We start from the raw sequence: 16,218 nt of genomic DNA on the forward strand, positions 1-16,218 counted from the left end.
AAAGAGGAAAATATGACAATTTACAATATAAATTTAGGACTTGGCTGGGCTAGTAGTGGTGTTGAATACGCCCAAGCCTATCGTGCTGGTGTTTTTCGGAAATTAAATCTGTCCTCTAAGTTTATCTTTACAGATATGATTTTAGCCGATAATATTCAGCACTTAACAGCCAATATTGGTTTTGATGATGATCAAGTGATCTGGCTTTATAATCATTTTACAGACATCAAGATTGCACCTACTAGCGTGACAGTGGATGATGTCCTGGCTATTTTCGGCGGTGTGGAAAGCCGTAGAGAAAAGAATGGTAAGGTCTTGCGTGTCTTCTTTTCTGACCAAGATAAGTTTGTAACCTGTTATTTGGTGGATGAGGACAAGGACTTGGTTCAACATGCCGAGTATGTCTTTAAAGGAAAACTGATTCGTAAGGATTACTTTTCTTATACGCGTTATTGTAGCGAATACTTTGCTCCCAAGGACAATGTTGCAGTCCTATATCAACGAACTTTTTATAATGAGGACGGAACTCCAGCCTATGATATTTTGATGAATCAAGGGAAGGAAGAAGTTTATCGTTTCAAGGATAAGATTTTCTATGGAAAGCAAGCCTTTATGCATGCTTTTATGAAATCCTTGAATTTGAACAAGTCTGATTTGGTCATTCTTGATAGAGAGACAGGCATTGGACAGGTTGTGTTTGAAGAAGCACAAGTAGCGCATCTAGCGGTAGTTGTTCATGCGGAACATTATAGTGAAAATGCTACAAACGAGAATTATATCCTTTGGAACAACTATTATGACTATCAGTTTACCAATGCGGATAAGGTTGATTTCTTTATCGTATCAACTGACAGACAAAATGAAGTGTTGCAGGAGCAATTTGCCAAATATACTCAGCATCGTCCAAAGATTGTTACCATTCCTGTAGGCAGCATCGATGCTTTAACTGAGTCAAGTCAGGGACGTAAGCCATTTTCATTGATTACGGCTTCACGTCTTGCCAAAGAAAAACACATTGACTGGTTGGTCAAGGCGGTCATTGAGGCTCGTAAGGAAATACCGGAACTAACTTTTGATATTTATGGGAGCGGTGGAGAAGATTCTCTTCTTCGAGAAATTATTGCTAGTCATAAGGCAGAAGACTATATCCAGCTCAAGGGTCATGCGGAACTTTCGCAGATTTATAGCCGGTATGAGGTCTACTTGACGGCTTCAACCAGTGAAGGATTTGGTTTGACCTTGATGGAAGCTATTGGTTCAGGTCTACCTCTAATTGGTTTTGATGTGCCTTATGGTAATCAGACCTTTATAGAAGATGGGAAAAATGGTTATTTAATTCCAAGTTCATCTGACCATGTAGAAGACCAAATCAAGCAAGCTTATGCAGCTAAGATTTGCCAACTGTATCAAGAAAATCGTTTGGCGGATATGCGTGCCCATTCTTACCAAATTGCCGAAGGTTTCTTAACCAAAGAAATTTTAGAAAAGTGGAAAAAAACAGTAGAGGAGGTGCTCCATGATTGAACTTTATGATCGTTATAGTCAGGAAAGTCGAGATTTACATGAAAGTCTAGTCGCTACTGGACTGTCTCAACTTGGAGTGGTCATCGATGCAGATGGTTTTCTGCCTGATGGTCTGGTTTCTCCTTTTACCTATTATCTAGGCTATGAAAAGGGAAAACCTCTCTATTTCAACCAAGTTCCTGTTCCAGCTTTTTGGGAAATTTCAGGCAATAATCAGTCTGCTCGCATTGAAGATATGACACAGGAGAGAGCCGTCATTCATTATGCTGATGGTTTGCAGGCTCGCTTGGTTAAAAAGGTAGACTGGAAAGACCTAGAAGGTCGAGTACGTCAGGTTGACCATTACAATCGCTTCGGAGCTTGCTTTGCTACAACGACCCATAGCGCAGATAGTGAGCCGATTATGACCGTTTACCAAGATGTCAACAGTCAACAAGTTTTACTTGAAAACCATGTGACGGGTGATATCTTATTGACTTTGCCTGGTCAGTCCATGCGTTACTTTGCAAATAAGGTTGAATTTATCACCTTCTTTTTGCAAGATTTGGAAATAGATACCAGTCAGCTTATCTTTAATACTTTAGCGACTCCTTTCTTGGTTTCCTTCCATCATCCAGATAAGTCTGGCTCAGATATCCTAGTTTGGCAGGAACCTCTTTATGATGCTATTCCGGGCAATATGCAGTTGATTTTGGAAAGCGATGATGTGCGTACTAAGAAGATTATCATTCCAAACAAGGCGACTTATGAGCGCGCTTTAGAGTTGACTGACGAAAAATACCATGATCAGTTTGTGCACTTGGGTTATCATTACCAGTTCAAACGTGATAATTTCCTAAGACGAGATGCCTTAATCTTGACCAATTCCGATCAGATTGAGCAAGTAGAAACAATCGTAGAAGCCTTGCCTGATGTTACCTTCCGTATCGCAGCGGTGACAGAGATGTCTTCTAAGCTCTTAGATATGCTTCGCTATCCTAATGTGGTCCTTTATCAGAATGCTAGCCCGCAGAAGATTCAGGAGCTCTATCAATTGTCGGATATTTACTTGGATATAAACCACAGCAATGAGTTGTTGCAGGCAGTGCGTCAGGCCTTTGAGCACAATCTCTTGATTCTGGGCTTCAATCAGACGGTTCACAATAGACTTTACATCGCTCCAGACCATCTATTTGAAAGTAGTGAAGTTACTGCTTTGGTTGAGATCATTAAACTGTCCCTTTCAGATGTTGATCAAATGCGTCAGGCACTTGGAAAGCAAGGCCAACATGCAAATTATGTTGACTTGGTGCGATATCAGGAAACCATGCAAACTGTTTTAGGAGGCTAATATGTCAGAGGAAGATTTATTTTACAAAGACGTTGAAGGTCGCATGGAAGAGTTGAAACAAAAACCCATCAAGAAGGAAAAAGAAACCCGAGGGGAAAAGATTAGTAAGACTTTTTCACTCTTACTGGGTTTGATGATTCTGATTGGTTTGCTCTTTACTTTGTTGGGAATTTTGAGGTAGGCCTATGATTGAAATACTGATTGTTTTAGCTATTGTCCTCTCTCTTGCTTTGATTGTATTGGTAACCATACAACCCCGTCAAAATCAACTATTTTCCATGGATGCCACTAGTAATATTGGTAAACCAAGTTACTGGCAGAGCAACACCTTGGTAAAGGTTCTTACTTTATTGGTGAGTTTGGCCTTATTCGTTCTACTATTAACCTTCATGGTGATAACTTACAAATAAAAGAAAACTTCAGATATTCACCTTTTGTGATTGGTCTGAAGTTTTCTTTTTTATACTTAATGAAAATCAAAGAGCAAACTAGGAAGCTAGCCGCAGGTTGCTCAAAACACCGTTTTGAGGTTGTAGATAATACCTACGGCAAGGCGAAGCTGACGTGGTTTGAAGAGATTTTCGAAGAGTATTACTGTCCATATTTTTGATAAAAGTCAACTTTTACTTGGATGAAGGTTTTGGCTTCGCGTAGGAGTTGAAGAAGGGTGGCGCGGGTTTCAAATTCTTCTCTTGTCTTGGGTAGACTGCGGTTCCGGAAGACTTCTAGATAGCGTTCGATTTCATCTAGCAAATCAGAAGCAGGATTGGTCTGGCTTAGTTGCCCTGCAATTTTTGAAAAGAGCTGCGCTAAGATCAGGCTTTCACTGGCAGCTAGGTGACAGGTGTTGATTTGCTGGGCCATATTTCGCAGGATACGACTTTGTCGCTGTCTCATCTCAAAGTAGTGGATATGGTAGTCGGTCTGGTGAAAGAGGTGGTCAGAGTGATCCAAATAGACCAGTCTGAGGGCTTCTTCCAAAAGGGTGTCTAATTCTTCCACCAGCTGTGCTCGGTTGCGTCCGTCCCCTCTGGATAAATAATATTTGAAGCGCTGGAGAATATATTTTAACTTTTCTTCTACCAGCGTGTGATAGTGCTGGATTTCCTCTTCTCGTGAAGGCATGTAGAGATTGACTAGTAAAGCAAATCCTGTACCGATAGCAAAGAGAAGGAGTTCATTGACTAGAAGGTCTGGTGAGGTTGACTCTTGCACCAAGAGATGGCTGACCAAAACAGTGCTTGGTGTGATGCCAATTTCCCAGCCCATCTTATAGGCTAGAGGCACGTAGAGGGCAAGATAGAGGCCGAGGCTCCAGATATGAAATCCGCTCAAGTGAAAGACCAAAACCCCAATAGCCAGAGCTAGAAGCATGGAAAAGAGCCGATTGCGGGCCAGTTTTAAGGTACTTTTACGCGTATCAGATAGGCTCAAGAGAGCGATAATTCCAGCCGAAACTGCCGAGGAAAGATTGAGAAAATAAGCAAGAAGACAGGCAAGGCAGGTAGCTAAGATGAGCTTGGTCGTACGTTGGCTAATAGACATAAGAATTTCCTAATAAGTTAGAATAAAAGCGTAAAAGACAAGACCTGAGCAGGCTTGTCTTTATGGATTATTTTTTACGGGCTGCTGCATATTCTGCAACGGCAGTAAAGAGGACGTCTGTAGACGAGTTGAGGGCTGTTTCACATGAGTCTTGGATGACCCCGATGACAAATCCAACTCCGACAACTTGCATGGCAATATCGTTAGAAATACCGAAAAGGCTACAAGCAACTGGGATAAGAAGGAGGGAACCTCCGGCAATACCAGAAGCACCACAGGCTGAAATAGCTGCTACTACACTGAGGACAAAGGCTGTTGCAAAGTCAACAGGGATTCCAAGAGTATTTACTGCAGCAAGAGTCAAAACGTTAATAGTAATCGCTGCCCCGGCCATGTTGATAGTAGAACCAAGTGGGATAGAAACAGAATAGGTATCTGGATCCAGTCCAAGGTCGTGACAAAGTTTCATGTTGACAGGGATGTTAGCCGCAGAACTACGAGTGAAGAAGGCTGTCACACCGCTGACACGCAAACATTTCCAAACGAGGGGATAAGGATTTCTCTTCATAAAGAGGAAGGCAATCAATGGATTGACTACTAGGGCCACAAAGAACATAGTTGTCACCAAGAGGGCAAGCAAGATTCCGTAGTTGGCTAGGCTTCCGATTCCCTTATCAGAGATGGTTTTAAATACGAGTCCTAAGATTCCAAATGGAGCTAGGTTGATGATCCATTCGACAATCTTAGAAGTCACATCAGCCATAGTTTTGAGCAATTCTTTACTATTTTTGCTGGCTTCTCTCATGGCAATCCCGAAAACAACTGCCCATGAGAGGATACCGATGTAGTTGGCTGTGACAAGGGCATTAACTGGATTGTCAACCAATTTGAGTAAGAGGTTGCTGAGGACCTGTCCAATCCCATCTGGTGGGGCAATATCGGTATTAGCACTATTTAGGGTAATTTCAACAGGGACGATGAAACTTGCTAGTACAGCGATAAGGGCAGCGGCAAAGGTTCCTACCAAGTAAAGGAAGATAACCGTTTTCATATTGCTATCTTGTCCCTTTTGATGTTGGGATAGGGCGTTAGCAACGAGGGCAAAGACCAGAATTGGTGCGATGGCTTTAAGGCCACCAACAAAGAGATCTCCGAGCAGGCCAATTCCTGAAATGTTAGGAAGTGTCAGTCCTAGAGTTCCTCCAATAAGCATGCCAATCAAGATACGTTTGATCAGGCTTGCCTTATTCCAAGCATGAATGATTTTTTTCATAACAATCTCCTTTGTTGTGTAATGTTTATGATTATAGTATAAATATGAGCTAAAATCAAGAATTTTCTGTCTATTTTTGAAATTATTTTTGAATATTTATGGAGAATGACACTTTATGAAAGTATGGTATAATAAATGAAAGGAGTTTTCTATGCAAGAATTTATTCAAACCTACCTCAATAAGCTTGATCTAACAGCGATTATCGAGAATCTCTTGACCAAGCTACTTTCTCTTTTATTCCTGTTTTTGCTCTTTTATATAGCTAAGAAACTGCTTCATACCATGGTGCAGAGAATTGTCAAACCTTCTCTAAAAATGTCTCGCCACGATGTCGGGCGTCAGAAAACCATCTCACGTCTGTTAGAAAATGTGTTTAATTATACCCTTTATTTCTTTTTACTTTACTGCATTTTGTCGATTTTAGGTTTGCCAGTGTCGAGTTTGCTGGCAGGGGCTGGGATTGCTGGGGTGGCCATTGGGATGGGAGCCCAAGGCTTTCTGTCTGATGTCATCAATGGATTTTTCATCCTCTTTGAACATCAACTGGATGTGGGAGATGAGGTCGTTTTGACAAATGGTCCTATTACTGTATCGGGCAAGGTCGTCAGCGTCGGTATTCGGACAACGCAACTCAGAGGAGAAGACCAGGTTCTACACTTCGTTCCCAATCGCAATATCACTGTCGTCAGCAATTTCTCTCGGACAGACCAGACCTGAAATTTTAGCAGATTTATGGTACAATAGAAAGAGTTTGGTAAAGGAGAGAAGATGTTTTTAGAAAAACAGTTGGGCAATGGTTGTACCTGGATTAACCTAGATTTGGATAAGTTGAAAAAACTAGAGGACCTTTCTGAAATCTATGGTTTGGACAAGGAAACCATTGAATACGCACTGGATAGGAATGAGCGTGCCCACATGGATTATCACCGCGAAACGGAGACGGTAACCTTTATTTATAATGTTCTTGATTTAGAAAAAGACAAAGAATATTATGAAGCGATTCCGATGACCTTTATCGTCGAAAGACAACGAATGATTACCATCAGCAACCATAAGAATGCTTATGTCATTGATCAGATGTCAGCTTATCTGGATAGCCATGAGTCGCTTTCTATTTACAAGTTTCTCTTTGCTGGTTTAGAGATTATCAGTAACGCTTATTATCCTGTCATTGAAGAGATGGATAAAAGTAAGGACGAAATTAGTGCCTTGCTACGTCAAACTACAACAAAGAAAAATCTCTTCGCCCTCTCTGACTTGGAGACAGGTATGGTTTACTTGACAGCAGCAGCAAAACAAAATCGACTCCTCTTGGAACATATCCAGGGCCATGCTCTTTATCGGAGATTTAATGATGTCGAACGAGAGCAGTTTGATGATGCCATGATTGAAGCCCATCAGTTGGTGTCTATGACAGACTTGATTTCTCAAGTCTTGCAACAACTCTCAGCTTCTTACAACAACATCCTAAACAATAACTTGAATGATAGTTTGTCAATTTTGACTATTATCTCCGTCTTACTAGCAGTACTTGCGGTTATTACAGGTTTCTTCGGAATGAATGTTCCTCTACCATTTACAGAAGAGCCAAATGCTTGGATTTATATCTTAATGACTAGCTTGATTTTATGGGTGGCCTTATCTCAATGGCTGAAGAAAATTACTAGAAAATAAAAGAAAAGGAGCCAAAATGGTGATTGAAAACTACATGCCAGACTTTGCTGTAGAAGCAGTTTATGATTTGACAGTCCAAAGCCTGAAAAACCAAGGGATCAAAGCTGTTTTGGTGGATTTAGATAATACTCTCATTGCTTGGAATAACCCTGACGGGACTCCAGAGATGAAACGATGGCTACATGATCTTCGGGACGCGGGCATTCGCATTATCGTAGTCTCAAATAACACTAAGAAACGCGTCCAACGAGCAGTTGAGAAATTTGGGATTGACTACGTTTATTGGGCTCTGAAGCCCTTCACATTTGGGATTGACCGTGCTATGAAGGAATTTCACTATGATAAAAACGAAGTGGTCATGGTAGGCGACCAGCTCATGACAGATATACGAGCAGCCCACCGTGCAGGCATCCGCTCAATCTTGGTTAAGCCCTTAGTCCAACATGACTCGATCAAAACGCAGATTAACCGAGCTCGTGAGCGCCGTGTGATGCGAAAAATCACTGAACAGTACGGACCGATTACATATAAAAAAGGAATTTAACTATGGAAGAAATTCTCTGTATTGGTTGTGGAGCAACCATTCAGACGACAGATAAGGCTGGACTTGGATTTACTCCCCAGTCGGCACTTGAAAAAGGTTTGGAAACTGGCGAAGTCTATTGCCAACGCTGTTTCCGTCTCCGCCACTATAATGAAATCACGGATGTCCAGTTGACGGACGATGATTTCCTCAAGCTCTTGCACGATGTGGGAGACAGTGATGCCTTAGTGGTCAATGTCATTGATATCTTTGATTTTAATGGTTCTGTCATCCCAGGCTTGCCACGTTTTGTATCGGGCAACGATGTTCTCTTGGTAGGAAATAAAAAAGATATCCTCCCTAAGTCAGTTAAGCCGAGCAAGATTAGCCAGTGGCTCATGGAGCGTGCCCACGAAGAAGGCCTTCGTCCAGTCGATGTTGTCATAACTTCGGCACAAAACAAACATGCCATTAAGGAAGTCATTGACAAGATTGAACACTACCGTAAGGGCCGTGATGTCTATGTGGTCGGTGTGACCAACGTTGGAAAATCAACTCTTATCAATGCTATTATCCAAGAAATCACGGGTGATCAGAATGTCATCACGACTTCGCGCTTCCCAGGGACAACCTTGGATAAGATTGAGATTCCGCTTGACGACGGATCTTATATCTACGATACACCAGGGATTATCCACCGTCACCAGATGGCCCACTACTTGACGGCCAAAAATTTCAAGTATGTCAGCCCCAAAAAGGAAATCAAGCCTAAGACCTATCAGCTAAATCCTGAACAAACTCTGTTTCTAGGTGGACTCGGACGCTTTGACTTTATATCAGGAGAAAAGCAAGGTTTCACTGCCTTCTTTGACAATGAACTCAAACTCCACCGTACTAAGCTTGAAGGTGCTAGTGCCTTTTACGATAAGCACCTAGGAACCCTTCTGACACCACCAAATAGTAAGGAAAAGGAAGATTTTCCAAAACTGGTTGAGCATGTATTTACCATCAAGGACAAGACAGACCTAGTTATCTCAGGTCTAGGGTGGATCCGTGTAACAGGCACTGCCAAAGTCGCCGTCTGGGCACCAGAAGGCGTCGCAGTCGTCACACGAAAAGCAATTATTTAAACACAGAAAGGAAAGGGTTATCTGAATTCGGGCGAGCAGGGCGAGCCTATAGAGAATACTTTTCGCCGTGGTGTCAGTTGGTACAAGTGATTGTACCAACTGCGGAAAATTTGAGACCTTAGGCTCAAATTTTAGTCATGAAAGTCCGAAGGACTTTGCTGACGTCCGTCACCACTTCAGAAAAGTATAAAAAGAAACTCTTTTAAAGAAATTATGTCATTAACATCAAAACAACGTGCCTTCCTCAACAGTCAGGCACACACCCTCAAACCCATCATTCAAATCGGGAAAAATGGACTTAACGACCAAATCAAAACCAGCGTCCGTCAAGCTCTTGATGCCCGCGAATTGATTAAAGTAACGCTCTTGCAAAATACAGATGAAAACATTCACGAAGTAGCTGAAATCTTGGAAGAAGAAATCGGTGTGGATACAGTCCAAAAAATTGGCCGTATTTTGATTTTGTTTAAACAATCCAGCAAAAAAGAAAATCGCAAGATTTCTAAAAAAGTCAAAGAAATCTAAAAAAACTACTCCAAACAACTGTTTTTACAGAGAAATAAAGGAGACTAGCCTATGGCAATCGAACTATTGACTCCCTTTACCAAGGTAGAGTTGGAGCCAGAAATCAAGGAGAGAAAACGCAAACAAGTTGGGATTTTAGGGGGGAATTTTAACCCTGTTCACAATGCCCATCTGATCGTTGCGGACCAAGTACGCCAGCAGTTAGGACTGGATCAAGTCTTGCTCATGCCGGAATATCAACCCCCCCACGTAGATAAAAAGGAAACCATCCCTGAACACCATCGTCTCAAAATGCTTGAGTTGGCGATTGAGGGGATCGAAGGCCTAGACATTGAAACCATTGAGTTGGAGCGCAAGGGCATTTCCTACACCTACGACACCATGAAGATTTTGACAGAGCAACATCCTGATACGGATTATTACTTTATCATCGGTGCCGATATGGTGGACTATCTGCCTAAGTGGTACCGAATTGATGAACTGGTTGACATGGTTCAGTTTGTGGGGGTTCAGCGCCCACGCTACAAGGCTGGAACTTCTTACCCAGTTATCTGGGTGGATGTGCCTCTCATGGATATCTCATCCAGCATGGTGCGTAACTTCATTGCCCAAGGACGGAAACCCAACTTTCTACTACCTCAGCGTGTGCTAGACTATATCGAGAAGGAGGGGCTCTACTGATGGCCTATCAAGACTATATCAACTGCTCCCGTGAGGCTTTGTTGGAAAAAATGGCAGAGCTTCTACCTGAAAAACGCTTAACTCATTGCTTGGGTGTAGAGCGTGCAGCCATAGAATTGGCTCAGCGATTTGGAGTCGATACTGAGAAAGCAGGATTAGCAGGCCTTCTTCATGACTATGCTAAAAAGCTGTCAGATCAGGAATTTCTGGATTTGATTGACCGTTACCAGCTAGATTCTGATCTCAAAAACTGGGGCAATAATGTCTGGCATGGAATGGTTGGCATTTACAAAATTCAGGAAGATTTGGAGCTGCATGATTCAGAAATCCTGCGAGCCATTGAAATCCATACAGTCGGAGCTGGTCAGATGACAGACCTAGATAAGGTTATCTATGTCGCAGACTATATCGAGCACAATCGTGCCTTTCCAGGAGTGGATGTAGCACGTGAGATTGCAAGTTTATCGCTCAATAAGACGGTGGCCTATGAAACAGCTCGTACCGTGGAGCATCTAGCTCATCAAGGATTTCCCATCTATCCCCAAACCCTTGAAACCTATAACGCCTTTGTGCACTATTTGAAAGAGGACTAAATGAAGACGGCTTTTATAATCATTGATGTTCAGAATATTTTAGTGGAAACCGGTTTTCAGACAAATAGTCTATTGGAAAAAATTTCTTATTTACAAAACCATGCTAGAAGTAAGAATATCGAAATTATCTATGTTCAACATATTGAGAATCCTGAAGCTCAAACATCAGAAGATTGGCAGTTATCTGCGCTTTTAAATCGAAAACCTGATGAAAAGGTCTTTCAGAAGAAGTATAATAGTATTTTCAAAGAAACTGGCTTAAAAGAATACTTGGATAAACAGGGGATTGAAAAATTAGTTTTATGTGGCATGCAGACAGAATATTGTGTGGATACCTCTGTCAAGGTTGCCTTTGAATATGGCTATAAGCTGATTATTCCAGAAGGTGCTGTCACAACCTTTGATGGGGATGACATTCCAGCAGAAACGATAAATGAATTTTATGAGGACATTTGGGAGAATCGCTTTGCAGATGTCCTAGATTATAAAAATATTTTTTAAAAGAGGACTAAATGAACGAAAAAGAATTACTAGAACTAGTCGTGAAAGCGGCTGATGAGAAACGTGCGGAGGATATCCTCGCACTTGACGTACAAGATTTGACTAGCGTGACGGATTACTTTGTTATTACTAGTTCAATGAATAGCCGTCAGTTGGATGCTATCGCTGATAATATCCGTGAAAAAGTAGCGGAAGCAGGATTTAAAGGCAGTCATGTCGAAGGCGACGCAGCTGGAGGTTGGGTCTTGCTGGATCTTGGTGCTGTCGTTGTGCATATCTTTTCAGAAGAAATGCGTGCCCACTATAACCTAGAAAAACTATGGCATGAGGCGAATTCAGTAGATTTATCTGAAACTCTGGCGTAGAAGATGAACTCAGTTGTAGTCAACTGGGTTTTATTTGCTTATTTTAGAAAAATTGATAGAAAGGTAGAGAGCGTCGTGTTTGGCTCCTTTCGAAATTGAACACGAGCTAAAAGCTGTGAGAAAAAGATAAACTTCCTTTGTATCTGACGATACGGCAGAAAGTTTTCTATTTTCTCCTTGCTTTTAACGCTCTTGGTATCATGATTATGGCAACTTATGAAACCTTTGCGGCGGTCTATGATGCGGTCATGGACGATAGTTTATACGACAAATGGACGGATTTTTCTCTGCGTCACTTGCCTAAGACCAAGGAGAGAAAGAAACTCTTGGAATTGGCTTGTGGGACAGGAATTCAATCGGTGCGCTTCTCTCAGGCTGGTTTTGATGTGACTGGACTTGACTTGAGTGGGGATATGTTGAAGATTGCTGAGAAGAGAGCGGCTTCAGCCAAGCAAAAGATTGATTTTATTGAAGGCAATATGTTGGATTTATCCAAGGTAGGTCAATACGATTTTGTCACTTGTTATTCGGACTCTATCTGCTATATGCAGGATGAGGTGGAAGTAGGGGACGTCTTTAAGGAAGTGTATAACGCTCTTAATGAAGACGGAGTTTTCATCTTTGACGTGCATTCGATCTACCAGACAGATGAGGTTTTTCCAGGCTATTCCTACCATGAAAATGCGGAAGATTTCGCCATGCTCTGGGATACCTATGAGGATGCAGCTCCTCACTCCATCGTGCATGAGTTGACTTTCTTTGTCAGGGAGGCTGACGATTCTTTTAGTCGCCACGATGAAGTGCATGAAGAGCGGACTTATGAGGTTCTGACCTATGATATTTTGCTGGAACAGGCTGGATTCAAGTCTTTCAAACTCTATGCGGACTTTGAGGACAAGGAGCCAACAGAGACAAGCACCCGTTGGTTTTTTGTGGCGCAGAAGTAGGAGATTACTATGACCATCACAGGTATTATAGCGGAGTTCAATCCTTTTCATAATGGCCACAAATATCTGCTGGAGCAGGCTGAGGGACTGAAAATCGTGGCTATGTCTGGGAATTTCATGCAGCGTGGGGAGCCTGCTATCGTTGACAAGTGGACACGGGCCCAGATGGCGCTGGAAAATGGAGCGGATCTGGTAGTAGAATTGCCCTTTTTAGTCAGTGTTCAGGCAGCAGATTTCTTCGGCCAAGGAGCTGTGGATATCTTGACTCGTTTGGGTATTGATACTCTAGCTTTTGGGACGGAGGAAGTTCTAGATTACCAGAAAATCGCTGACTTATACACAGAGCAGGGTGCTGAGATGGAGCAATTTGTGGAAAATCTGGCTGATTCCCTTTCCTATCCCCAGAAAACTCAGGCCATGTGGAAGGAATTTGCAGGTCTTGATTTTTCAGGCAATACGCCCAATCATGTCCTTGCTCTGGCCTATGCCAAGGCGGTTGCTGGACGCAACATCAAACTCCATCCGATTCAGCGTCAGGGGGCTGGTTACCATTCTGTGGATAAGGATGTGGACTTTGCTTCGGCGACAGCCCTTCGTCAGCATCAGAAGGACCAAGACTTCTTAGAACGCTTTATGCCATCTGTTGCTCTCTTTGAGCAGGCTAATAAGGTGAGTTGGGACGACTATTTTCCTTTGCTCCGCTATCAAATCTTGTCAAATCCAGACCTAACCACCATCTATCAGATAAATCAAGAAATGGCTGTGCGCATTAATGAAGCTATTAAAACAGCCCAGTCTGTGGAAGAATTGGTCGAGTTAGTGACTACCAAACGTTACACCAAGGCGCGTGTCAGACGCCTCTTGGCCTATATTTTGGTGCAGGCCATAGAAAGTGACCTGCCAGAAGCCATTCATGTTCTTGGCTTTACCGAAAAAGGCAGACAACATCTCAAGTCTCTGAAAGGGCAAATCAATCTAGTCAGCCGAATTGGCAAAGAACCCTGGGATGCCATGACTCAAAAGGCAGACCAGATTTACCAACTGGGAAATCCAAGTATAGCAGAGCAGAATTTTGGAAGAGTACCGATTAGAATAGAAACAAACTAAGTCTACCGAAAGGTGGACTTTTTGAGATTTTTTACGAATAAATAGATAGAAAAGAAAATCTTGTACAAGTTCCTGACGATTTCTTTCTTTTTGTGTATAATAGTGGAAAAGAGGTAAAACGAGGTATGGTTATGGAAGCAGTTCTTTACTCAACGTTCCGAAATCATTTAAAAGACTACATGAAGAAGGTAAACGATGAATTTGAGCCTTTGACGGTGGTTAATAAAAATCCAGATGAGGACATTGTAGTTCTTTCAAAGAGCGAATGGGACAGTATTCAGGAAACACTGAGAATCGCTCAAAATAAGGAGTTATCAGACAAGGTTTTGCGAGGAATGGCTCAAGTTCGTGCTGGAAGCACTCAGGTACATGTGATTGAGGAGTGATGAATGCTACTCAAGTTTACAGAAGATGCGTGGGCAGATTATTGCTACTGGCAAACTCAGGACAAGAAAACGTTAAAAAGAATCAATAAACTAATCAAGGATATTCAACGTGATCCATTTACAGGAATAGGGAAACCAGAGTCGCTCAAATATGATTACCAAGGAGCCTGGTCACGTCGTATTGACGCAGAAAATCGCTTGATTTATATGATAGATGGAGATAGCGTGGCTTTCTTGTCCTTTAAAGATCATTACTAAGTCTACTGAAAGGTAGGCTTTTTCTCAAATCTCTACTAAAACTACGATTTCTAAGAAATAGAGATTGTACTAATAAATTATAGTTGATTAAACACCAAATTCCTCAAAACATATTCTATTTTAGGTTTGTGAAAATCACTTTTTTATGGTAGAATGTAAAAGAATGTATGTCATTCGGAATAACAATAAAATGAGGTAAAAACATGGAAATCATGTCGCTTGCGATTGCTGTTTTTGCCGTCATCATTGGTTTAGTCATTGGATATGTCAGCATCTCAGCTAAGATGAAATCATCTCAGGAAGCTGCAGAGTTGATGCTTTTAAATGCTGAACAAGAAGCAACTAATTTACGTGGACAAGCTGAGCGTGAAGCGGATTTACTTGTTAATGAAGCTAAACGTGAAAGCAAGTCTCTTAAAAAAGAAGCACTATTGGAGGCCAAAGAAGAAGCCAGAAAATACCGTGAAGAAGTGGACGCTGAATTCAAATCAGAACGTCAAGAACTCAAACAAATCGAAAGTCGTTTGACAGAGAGAGCTACTAGCCTCGACCGTAAGGACGACAATTTGACGAGTAAAGAACAAACACTTGAACAAAAAGAACAAAGTATTTCTGATAGAGCGAAAAACCTTGATGCGCGTGAAGAGCAATTAGAGGAAGTCGAAAGACAAAAAGAAGAAGAGTTAGAGCGTATTGGTGCTCTGTCTCAGGCAGAAGCACGAGATATTATCTTGGCTCAGACAGAGGAAAACTTGACCAAGGAGATTGCCAGCCGCATTCGTGAAGCTGAGCAAGAGGTCAAGGAACGTTCTGATAAAATGGCCAAGGACATCTTGGTTCAAGCTATGCAACGTATCGCTGGTGAATATGTAGCGGAGTCAACAAACTCAACAGTTCATCTGCCAGATGATACTATGAAGGGACGCATTATTGGTCGTGAAGGTCGTAACATTCGTACCTTTGAAAGTTTGACAGGGGTCGATGTGATCATCGACGATACACCAGAAGTGGTAACCTTGTCAGGTTTTGACCCGATTCGTCGCGAGATTGCCCGCATGACTATGGAAATGTTGCTCAAAGATGGTCGTATTCATCCAGCTCGTATCGAAGAGTTGGTTGAGAAAAACCGTCAGGAGATTGACAATAAAATCCGTGAATATGGTGAGGCTGCTGCCTATGAGATTGGTGCGCCAAACCTTCACCCTGACTTGATGAAGATTATGGGTCGCTTGCAGTTCCGTACTTCATATGGACAAAACGTCTTGCGTCATTCGATTGAGGTTGCTAAATTAGCTGGTATTATGGCTAGCGAACTTGGTGAAAATGCGGCACTTGCCCGTCGTGCAGGATTCCTTCACGATGTCGGAAAAGCTATTGACCGTGAGGTTGAAGGTAGCCACGTTGAAATCGGTATGGAATTGGCTCGTAAATATAAGGAACACCCAGTTGTGGTCAATACGATTGCTAGCCACCACGGCGATGTCGAAGCTGAGAGCGTCATTGCAGTTATCGTTGCTGCAGCAGATGCTTTGAGCGCGGCACGTCCAGGTGCTCGTAGTGAGTCTCTTGAAAGCTACATCAAGCGTCTCCATGATTTGGAAGAAATTGCTAACGGTTTTGAAGGAGTTCAAACAAGCTTTGCCCTTCAAGCAGGACGTGAAATCCGCATCATGGTCAATCCAGGACAAATCAAGGACGACAAAGTCACAATCTTGGCTCACAAAGTTCGGGAGAAAATTGAAAACAATCTCGATTACCCAGGAAATATCAAGGTAACCGTGATTCGTGAACTTCGTGCAGTAGATTATGCTAAATAAATAAGAAAGAGCAGTTGAAAAATTACTGCTTTTTTGTT

General features: G+C 42.1%; 20 protein-coding genes. 18 read left to right on the forward strand and 2 right to left on the reverse strand.

What is annotated here, in order from left to right; all coding sequences use genetic code 11:
- Positions 1 to 12: 12 nt before the first annotated feature.
- The 4 genes from gtfA to asp5 are packed head-to-tail and all read left to right on the forward strand — an operon-like array spanning position 13 to position 3,264.
- Entirely contained in the window at positions 13 to 1,524 is a 1,512-nt protein-coding gene (gtfA, locus tag N8M09_RS03865; protein ID WP_261063929.1) for an accessory Sec system glycosyltransferase GtfA, read from the forward strand.
- Positions 1,517 to 2,854 (forward strand): accessory Sec system glycosylation chaperone GtfB, encoded by a 1,338-nt coding sequence (gtfB, locus tag N8M09_RS03870; RefSeq protein ID WP_261063931.1) that lies wholly within the window; start codon positions 1,517 to 1,519, stop codon positions 2,852 to 2,854. Before gtfA ends, gtfB begins: the two co-directional genes overlap by 8 nt.
- Before the next feature lies 1 nt (position 2,855).
- Positions 2,856 to 3,035 carry an accessory Sec system protein Asp4 gene (asp4, locus tag N8M09_RS03875; protein ID WP_001287962.1) on the forward strand — a complete coding sequence of 60 codons (180 nt, stop codon included), beginning with the start codon at positions 2,856 to 2,858 and terminating at the stop codon, positions 3,033 to 3,035.
- A 4-nt stretch (positions 3,036 to 3,039) separates the two neighbouring features.
- Positions 3,040 to 3,264: an accessory Sec system protein Asp5 gene (gene asp5, locus N8M09_RS03880; RefSeq protein ID WP_000569974.1), complete on the forward strand. Its 225-nt coding sequence runs from the start codon at positions 3,040 to 3,042 to the stop codon at positions 3,262 to 3,264.
- 181 nt (positions 3,265 to 3,445) lie between these two features.
- On the opposite strand, the gene N8M09_RS03885 is transcribed toward asp5, so the two are convergent.
- A complete protein-coding gene (locus N8M09_RS03885) occupies positions 3,446 to 4,399 on the reverse strand; it encodes an aromatic acid exporter family protein (protein ID WP_261063932.1) in 954 nt (317 codons plus the stop codon).
- Between the two features lie 67 nt (positions 4,400 to 4,466).
- A complete protein-coding gene (gene sstT / locus N8M09_RS03890) occupies positions 4,467 to 5,672 on the reverse strand; it encodes a serine/threonine transporter SstT (protein WP_261063934.1) in 1,206 nt (401 codons plus the stop codon).
- Positions 5,673 to 5,823: 151 nt separating this feature from the next.
- On the opposite strand from sstT, the gene N8M09_RS03895 reads away from it, so the two are divergent.
- The 14 genes from N8M09_RS03895 (at position 5,824) to N8M09_RS03960 (ending at position 16,180) form a co-directional block, all read left to right on the forward strand.
- Complete coding sequence (locus N8M09_RS03895; protein WP_261063936.1) at positions 5,824 to 6,390, forward strand: mechanosensitive ion channel family protein; 567 nt, start codon at positions 5,824 to 5,826, stop codon at positions 6,388 to 6,390.
- Positions 6,391 to 6,441: 51 nt separating this feature from the next.
- A complete protein-coding gene (locus N8M09_RS03900) occupies positions 6,442 to 7,347 on the forward strand; it encodes a magnesium transporter CorA family protein (protein WP_023943579.1) in 906 nt (301 codons plus the stop codon).
- 16 nt (positions 7,348 to 7,363) lie between these two features.
- Positions 7,364 to 7,891, forward strand: a complete 528-nt coding sequence (locus N8M09_RS03905; RefSeq protein ID WP_261063939.1) for a YqeG family HAD IIIA-type phosphatase — start codon at positions 7,364 to 7,366, stop codon at positions 7,889 to 7,891.
- A 2-nt stretch (positions 7,892 to 7,893) separates the two neighbouring features.
- Positions 7,894 to 9,000, forward strand: a complete 1,107-nt coding sequence (gene yqeH, locus N8M09_RS03910) for a ribosome biogenesis GTPase YqeH (protein ID WP_261063941.1) — start codon at positions 7,894 to 7,896, stop codon at positions 8,998 to 9,000.
- A gap of 213 nt (positions 9,001 to 9,213) precedes the next feature.
- Entirely contained in the window at positions 9,214 to 9,525 is a 312-nt protein-coding gene (gene yhbY / locus N8M09_RS03915) for a ribosome assembly RNA-binding protein YhbY (RefSeq protein ID WP_000060169.1), read from the forward strand.
- Between the two features lie 51 nt (positions 9,526 to 9,576).
- Positions 9,577 to 10,206 carry a nicotinate-nucleotide adenylyltransferase gene (locus N8M09_RS03920; RefSeq protein WP_261063943.1) on the forward strand — a complete coding sequence of 210 codons (630 nt, stop codon included), beginning with the start codon at positions 9,577 to 9,579 and terminating at the stop codon, positions 10,204 to 10,206.
- On the forward strand, positions 10,206 to 10,799 hold the full coding sequence (gene yqeK, locus N8M09_RS03925) for a bis(5'-nucleosyl)-tetraphosphatase (symmetrical) YqeK (RefSeq protein ID WP_261063945.1): 594 nt from the start codon (positions 10,206 to 10,208) through the stop codon (positions 10,797 to 10,799). Before N8M09_RS03920 ends, yqeK begins: the two co-directional genes overlap by 1 nt.
- The gene (locus N8M09_RS03930) at positions 10,800 to 11,300 is read left to right on the forward strand and encodes a cysteine hydrolase family protein (protein ID WP_078237884.1); all 501 of its coding nucleotides are present in this window, start codon (positions 10,800 to 10,802) and stop codon (positions 11,298 to 11,300) included.
- A gap of 11 nt (positions 11,301 to 11,311) precedes the next feature.
- A complete protein-coding gene (gene rsfS / locus N8M09_RS03935; RefSeq protein WP_045604793.1) occupies positions 11,312 to 11,665 on the forward strand; it encodes a ribosome silencing factor in 354 nt (117 codons plus the stop codon).
- A 206-nt stretch (positions 11,666 to 11,871) separates the two neighbouring features.
- Positions 11,872 to 12,612 (forward strand): class I SAM-dependent DNA methyltransferase, encoded by a 741-nt coding sequence (locus N8M09_RS03940; protein WP_314726048.1) that lies wholly within the window; start codon positions 11,872 to 11,874, stop codon positions 12,610 to 12,612.
- Positions 12,613 to 12,621: 9 nt separating this feature from the next.
- On the forward strand, positions 12,622 to 13,719 hold the full coding sequence (locus N8M09_RS03945; RefSeq protein WP_261063948.1) for a nucleotidyltransferase: 1,098 nt from the start codon (positions 12,622 to 12,624) through the stop codon (positions 13,717 to 13,719).
- Between the two features lie 131 nt (positions 13,720 to 13,850).
- Positions 13,851 to 14,105 (forward strand): type II toxin-antitoxin system Phd/YefM family antitoxin, encoded by a 255-nt coding sequence (locus tag N8M09_RS03950; protein WP_000388572.1) that lies wholly within the window; start codon positions 13,851 to 13,853, stop codon positions 14,103 to 14,105.
- A 3-nt stretch (positions 14,106 to 14,108) separates the two neighbouring features.
- On the forward strand, positions 14,109 to 14,363 hold the full coding sequence (locus N8M09_RS03955; RefSeq protein WP_261063950.1) for a Txe/YoeB family addiction module toxin: 255 nt from the start codon (positions 14,109 to 14,111) through the stop codon (positions 14,361 to 14,363).
- A 203-nt stretch (positions 14,364 to 14,566) separates the two neighbouring features.
- Positions 14,567 to 16,180, forward strand: a complete 1,614-nt coding sequence (locus N8M09_RS03960) for a ribonuclease Y (RefSeq protein WP_261063952.1) — start codon at positions 14,567 to 14,569, stop codon at positions 16,178 to 16,180.
- Positions 16,181 to 16,218 lie beyond the last annotated feature (38 nt).

It is taken from the genome of Streptococcus mitis (assembly GCF_946190375.1).
Lineage (GTDB): Bacteria > Bacillota > Bacilli > Lactobacillales > Streptococcaceae > Streptococcus > Streptococcus mitis_CJ.

Excerpts from the sequence above, each read along its gene's own strand:
- gtfA (WP_261063929.1), top strand. The coding sequence starts at position 13 with ATGACAATTTACAATATAAATTTAGGACTTGGCTGGGCTAGTAGTGGT.
- gtfB (WP_261063931.1), top strand. The coding sequence starts at position 1,517 with ATGATTGAACTTTATGATCGTTATAGTCAGGAAAGTCGAGATTTACAT.
- asp4 (WP_001287962.1), top strand. The coding sequence starts at position 2,856 with ATGTCAGAGGAAGATTTATTTTACAAAGACGTTGAAGGTCGCATGGAA.
- asp5 (WP_000569974.1), top strand. The coding sequence starts at position 3,040 with ATGATTGAAATACTGATTGTTTTAGCTATTGTCCTCTCTCTTGCTTTG.
- N8M09_RS03885 (WP_261063932.1), bottom strand. The coding sequence starts at position 4,399 with ATGTCTATTAGCCAACGTACGACCAAGCTCATCTTAGCTACCTGCCTT.
- sstT (WP_261063934.1), bottom strand. The coding sequence starts at position 5,672 with ATGAAAAAAATCATTCATGCTTGGAATAAGGCAAGCCTGATCAAACGT.
- N8M09_RS03895 (WP_261063936.1), top strand. The coding sequence starts at position 5,824 with ATGCAAGAATTTATTCAAACCTACCTCAATAAGCTTGATCTAACAGCG.
- N8M09_RS03900 (WP_023943579.1), top strand. The coding sequence starts at position 6,442 with ATGTTTTTAGAAAAACAGTTGGGCAATGGTTGTACCTGGATTAACCTA.
- N8M09_RS03905 (WP_261063939.1), top strand. The coding sequence starts at position 7,364 with ATGGTGATTGAAAACTACATGCCAGACTTTGCTGTAGAAGCAGTTTAT.
- yqeH (WP_261063941.1), top strand. The coding sequence starts at position 7,894 with ATGGAAGAAATTCTCTGTATTGGTTGTGGAGCAACCATTCAGACGACA.
- yhbY (WP_000060169.1), top strand. The coding sequence starts at position 9,214 with ATGTCATTAACATCAAAACAACGTGCCTTCCTCAACAGTCAGGCACAC.
- N8M09_RS03920 (WP_261063943.1), top strand. The coding sequence starts at position 9,577 with ATGGCAATCGAACTATTGACTCCCTTTACCAAGGTAGAGTTGGAGCCA.
- yqeK (WP_261063945.1), top strand. The coding sequence starts at position 10,206 with ATGGCCTATCAAGACTATATCAACTGCTCCCGTGAGGCTTTGTTGGAA.
- N8M09_RS03930 (WP_078237884.1), top strand. The coding sequence starts at position 10,800 with ATGAAGACGGCTTTTATAATCATTGATGTTCAGAATATTTTAGTGGAA.
- rsfS (WP_045604793.1), top strand. The coding sequence starts at position 11,312 with ATGAACGAAAAAGAATTACTAGAACTAGTCGTGAAAGCGGCTGATGAG.
- N8M09_RS03940 (WP_314726048.1), top strand. The coding sequence starts at position 11,872 with ATGGCAACTTATGAAACCTTTGCGGCGGTCTATGATGCGGTCATGGAC.
- N8M09_RS03945 (WP_261063948.1), top strand. The coding sequence starts at position 12,622 with ATGACCATCACAGGTATTATAGCGGAGTTCAATCCTTTTCATAATGGC.
- N8M09_RS03950 (WP_000388572.1), top strand. The coding sequence starts at position 13,851 with ATGGAAGCAGTTCTTTACTCAACGTTCCGAAATCATTTAAAAGACTAC.
- N8M09_RS03955 (WP_261063950.1), top strand. The coding sequence starts at position 14,109 with ATGCTACTCAAGTTTACAGAAGATGCGTGGGCAGATTATTGCTACTGG.
- N8M09_RS03960 (WP_261063952.1), top strand. The coding sequence starts at position 14,567 with ATGGAAATCATGTCGCTTGCGATTGCTGTTTTTGCCGTCATCATTGGT.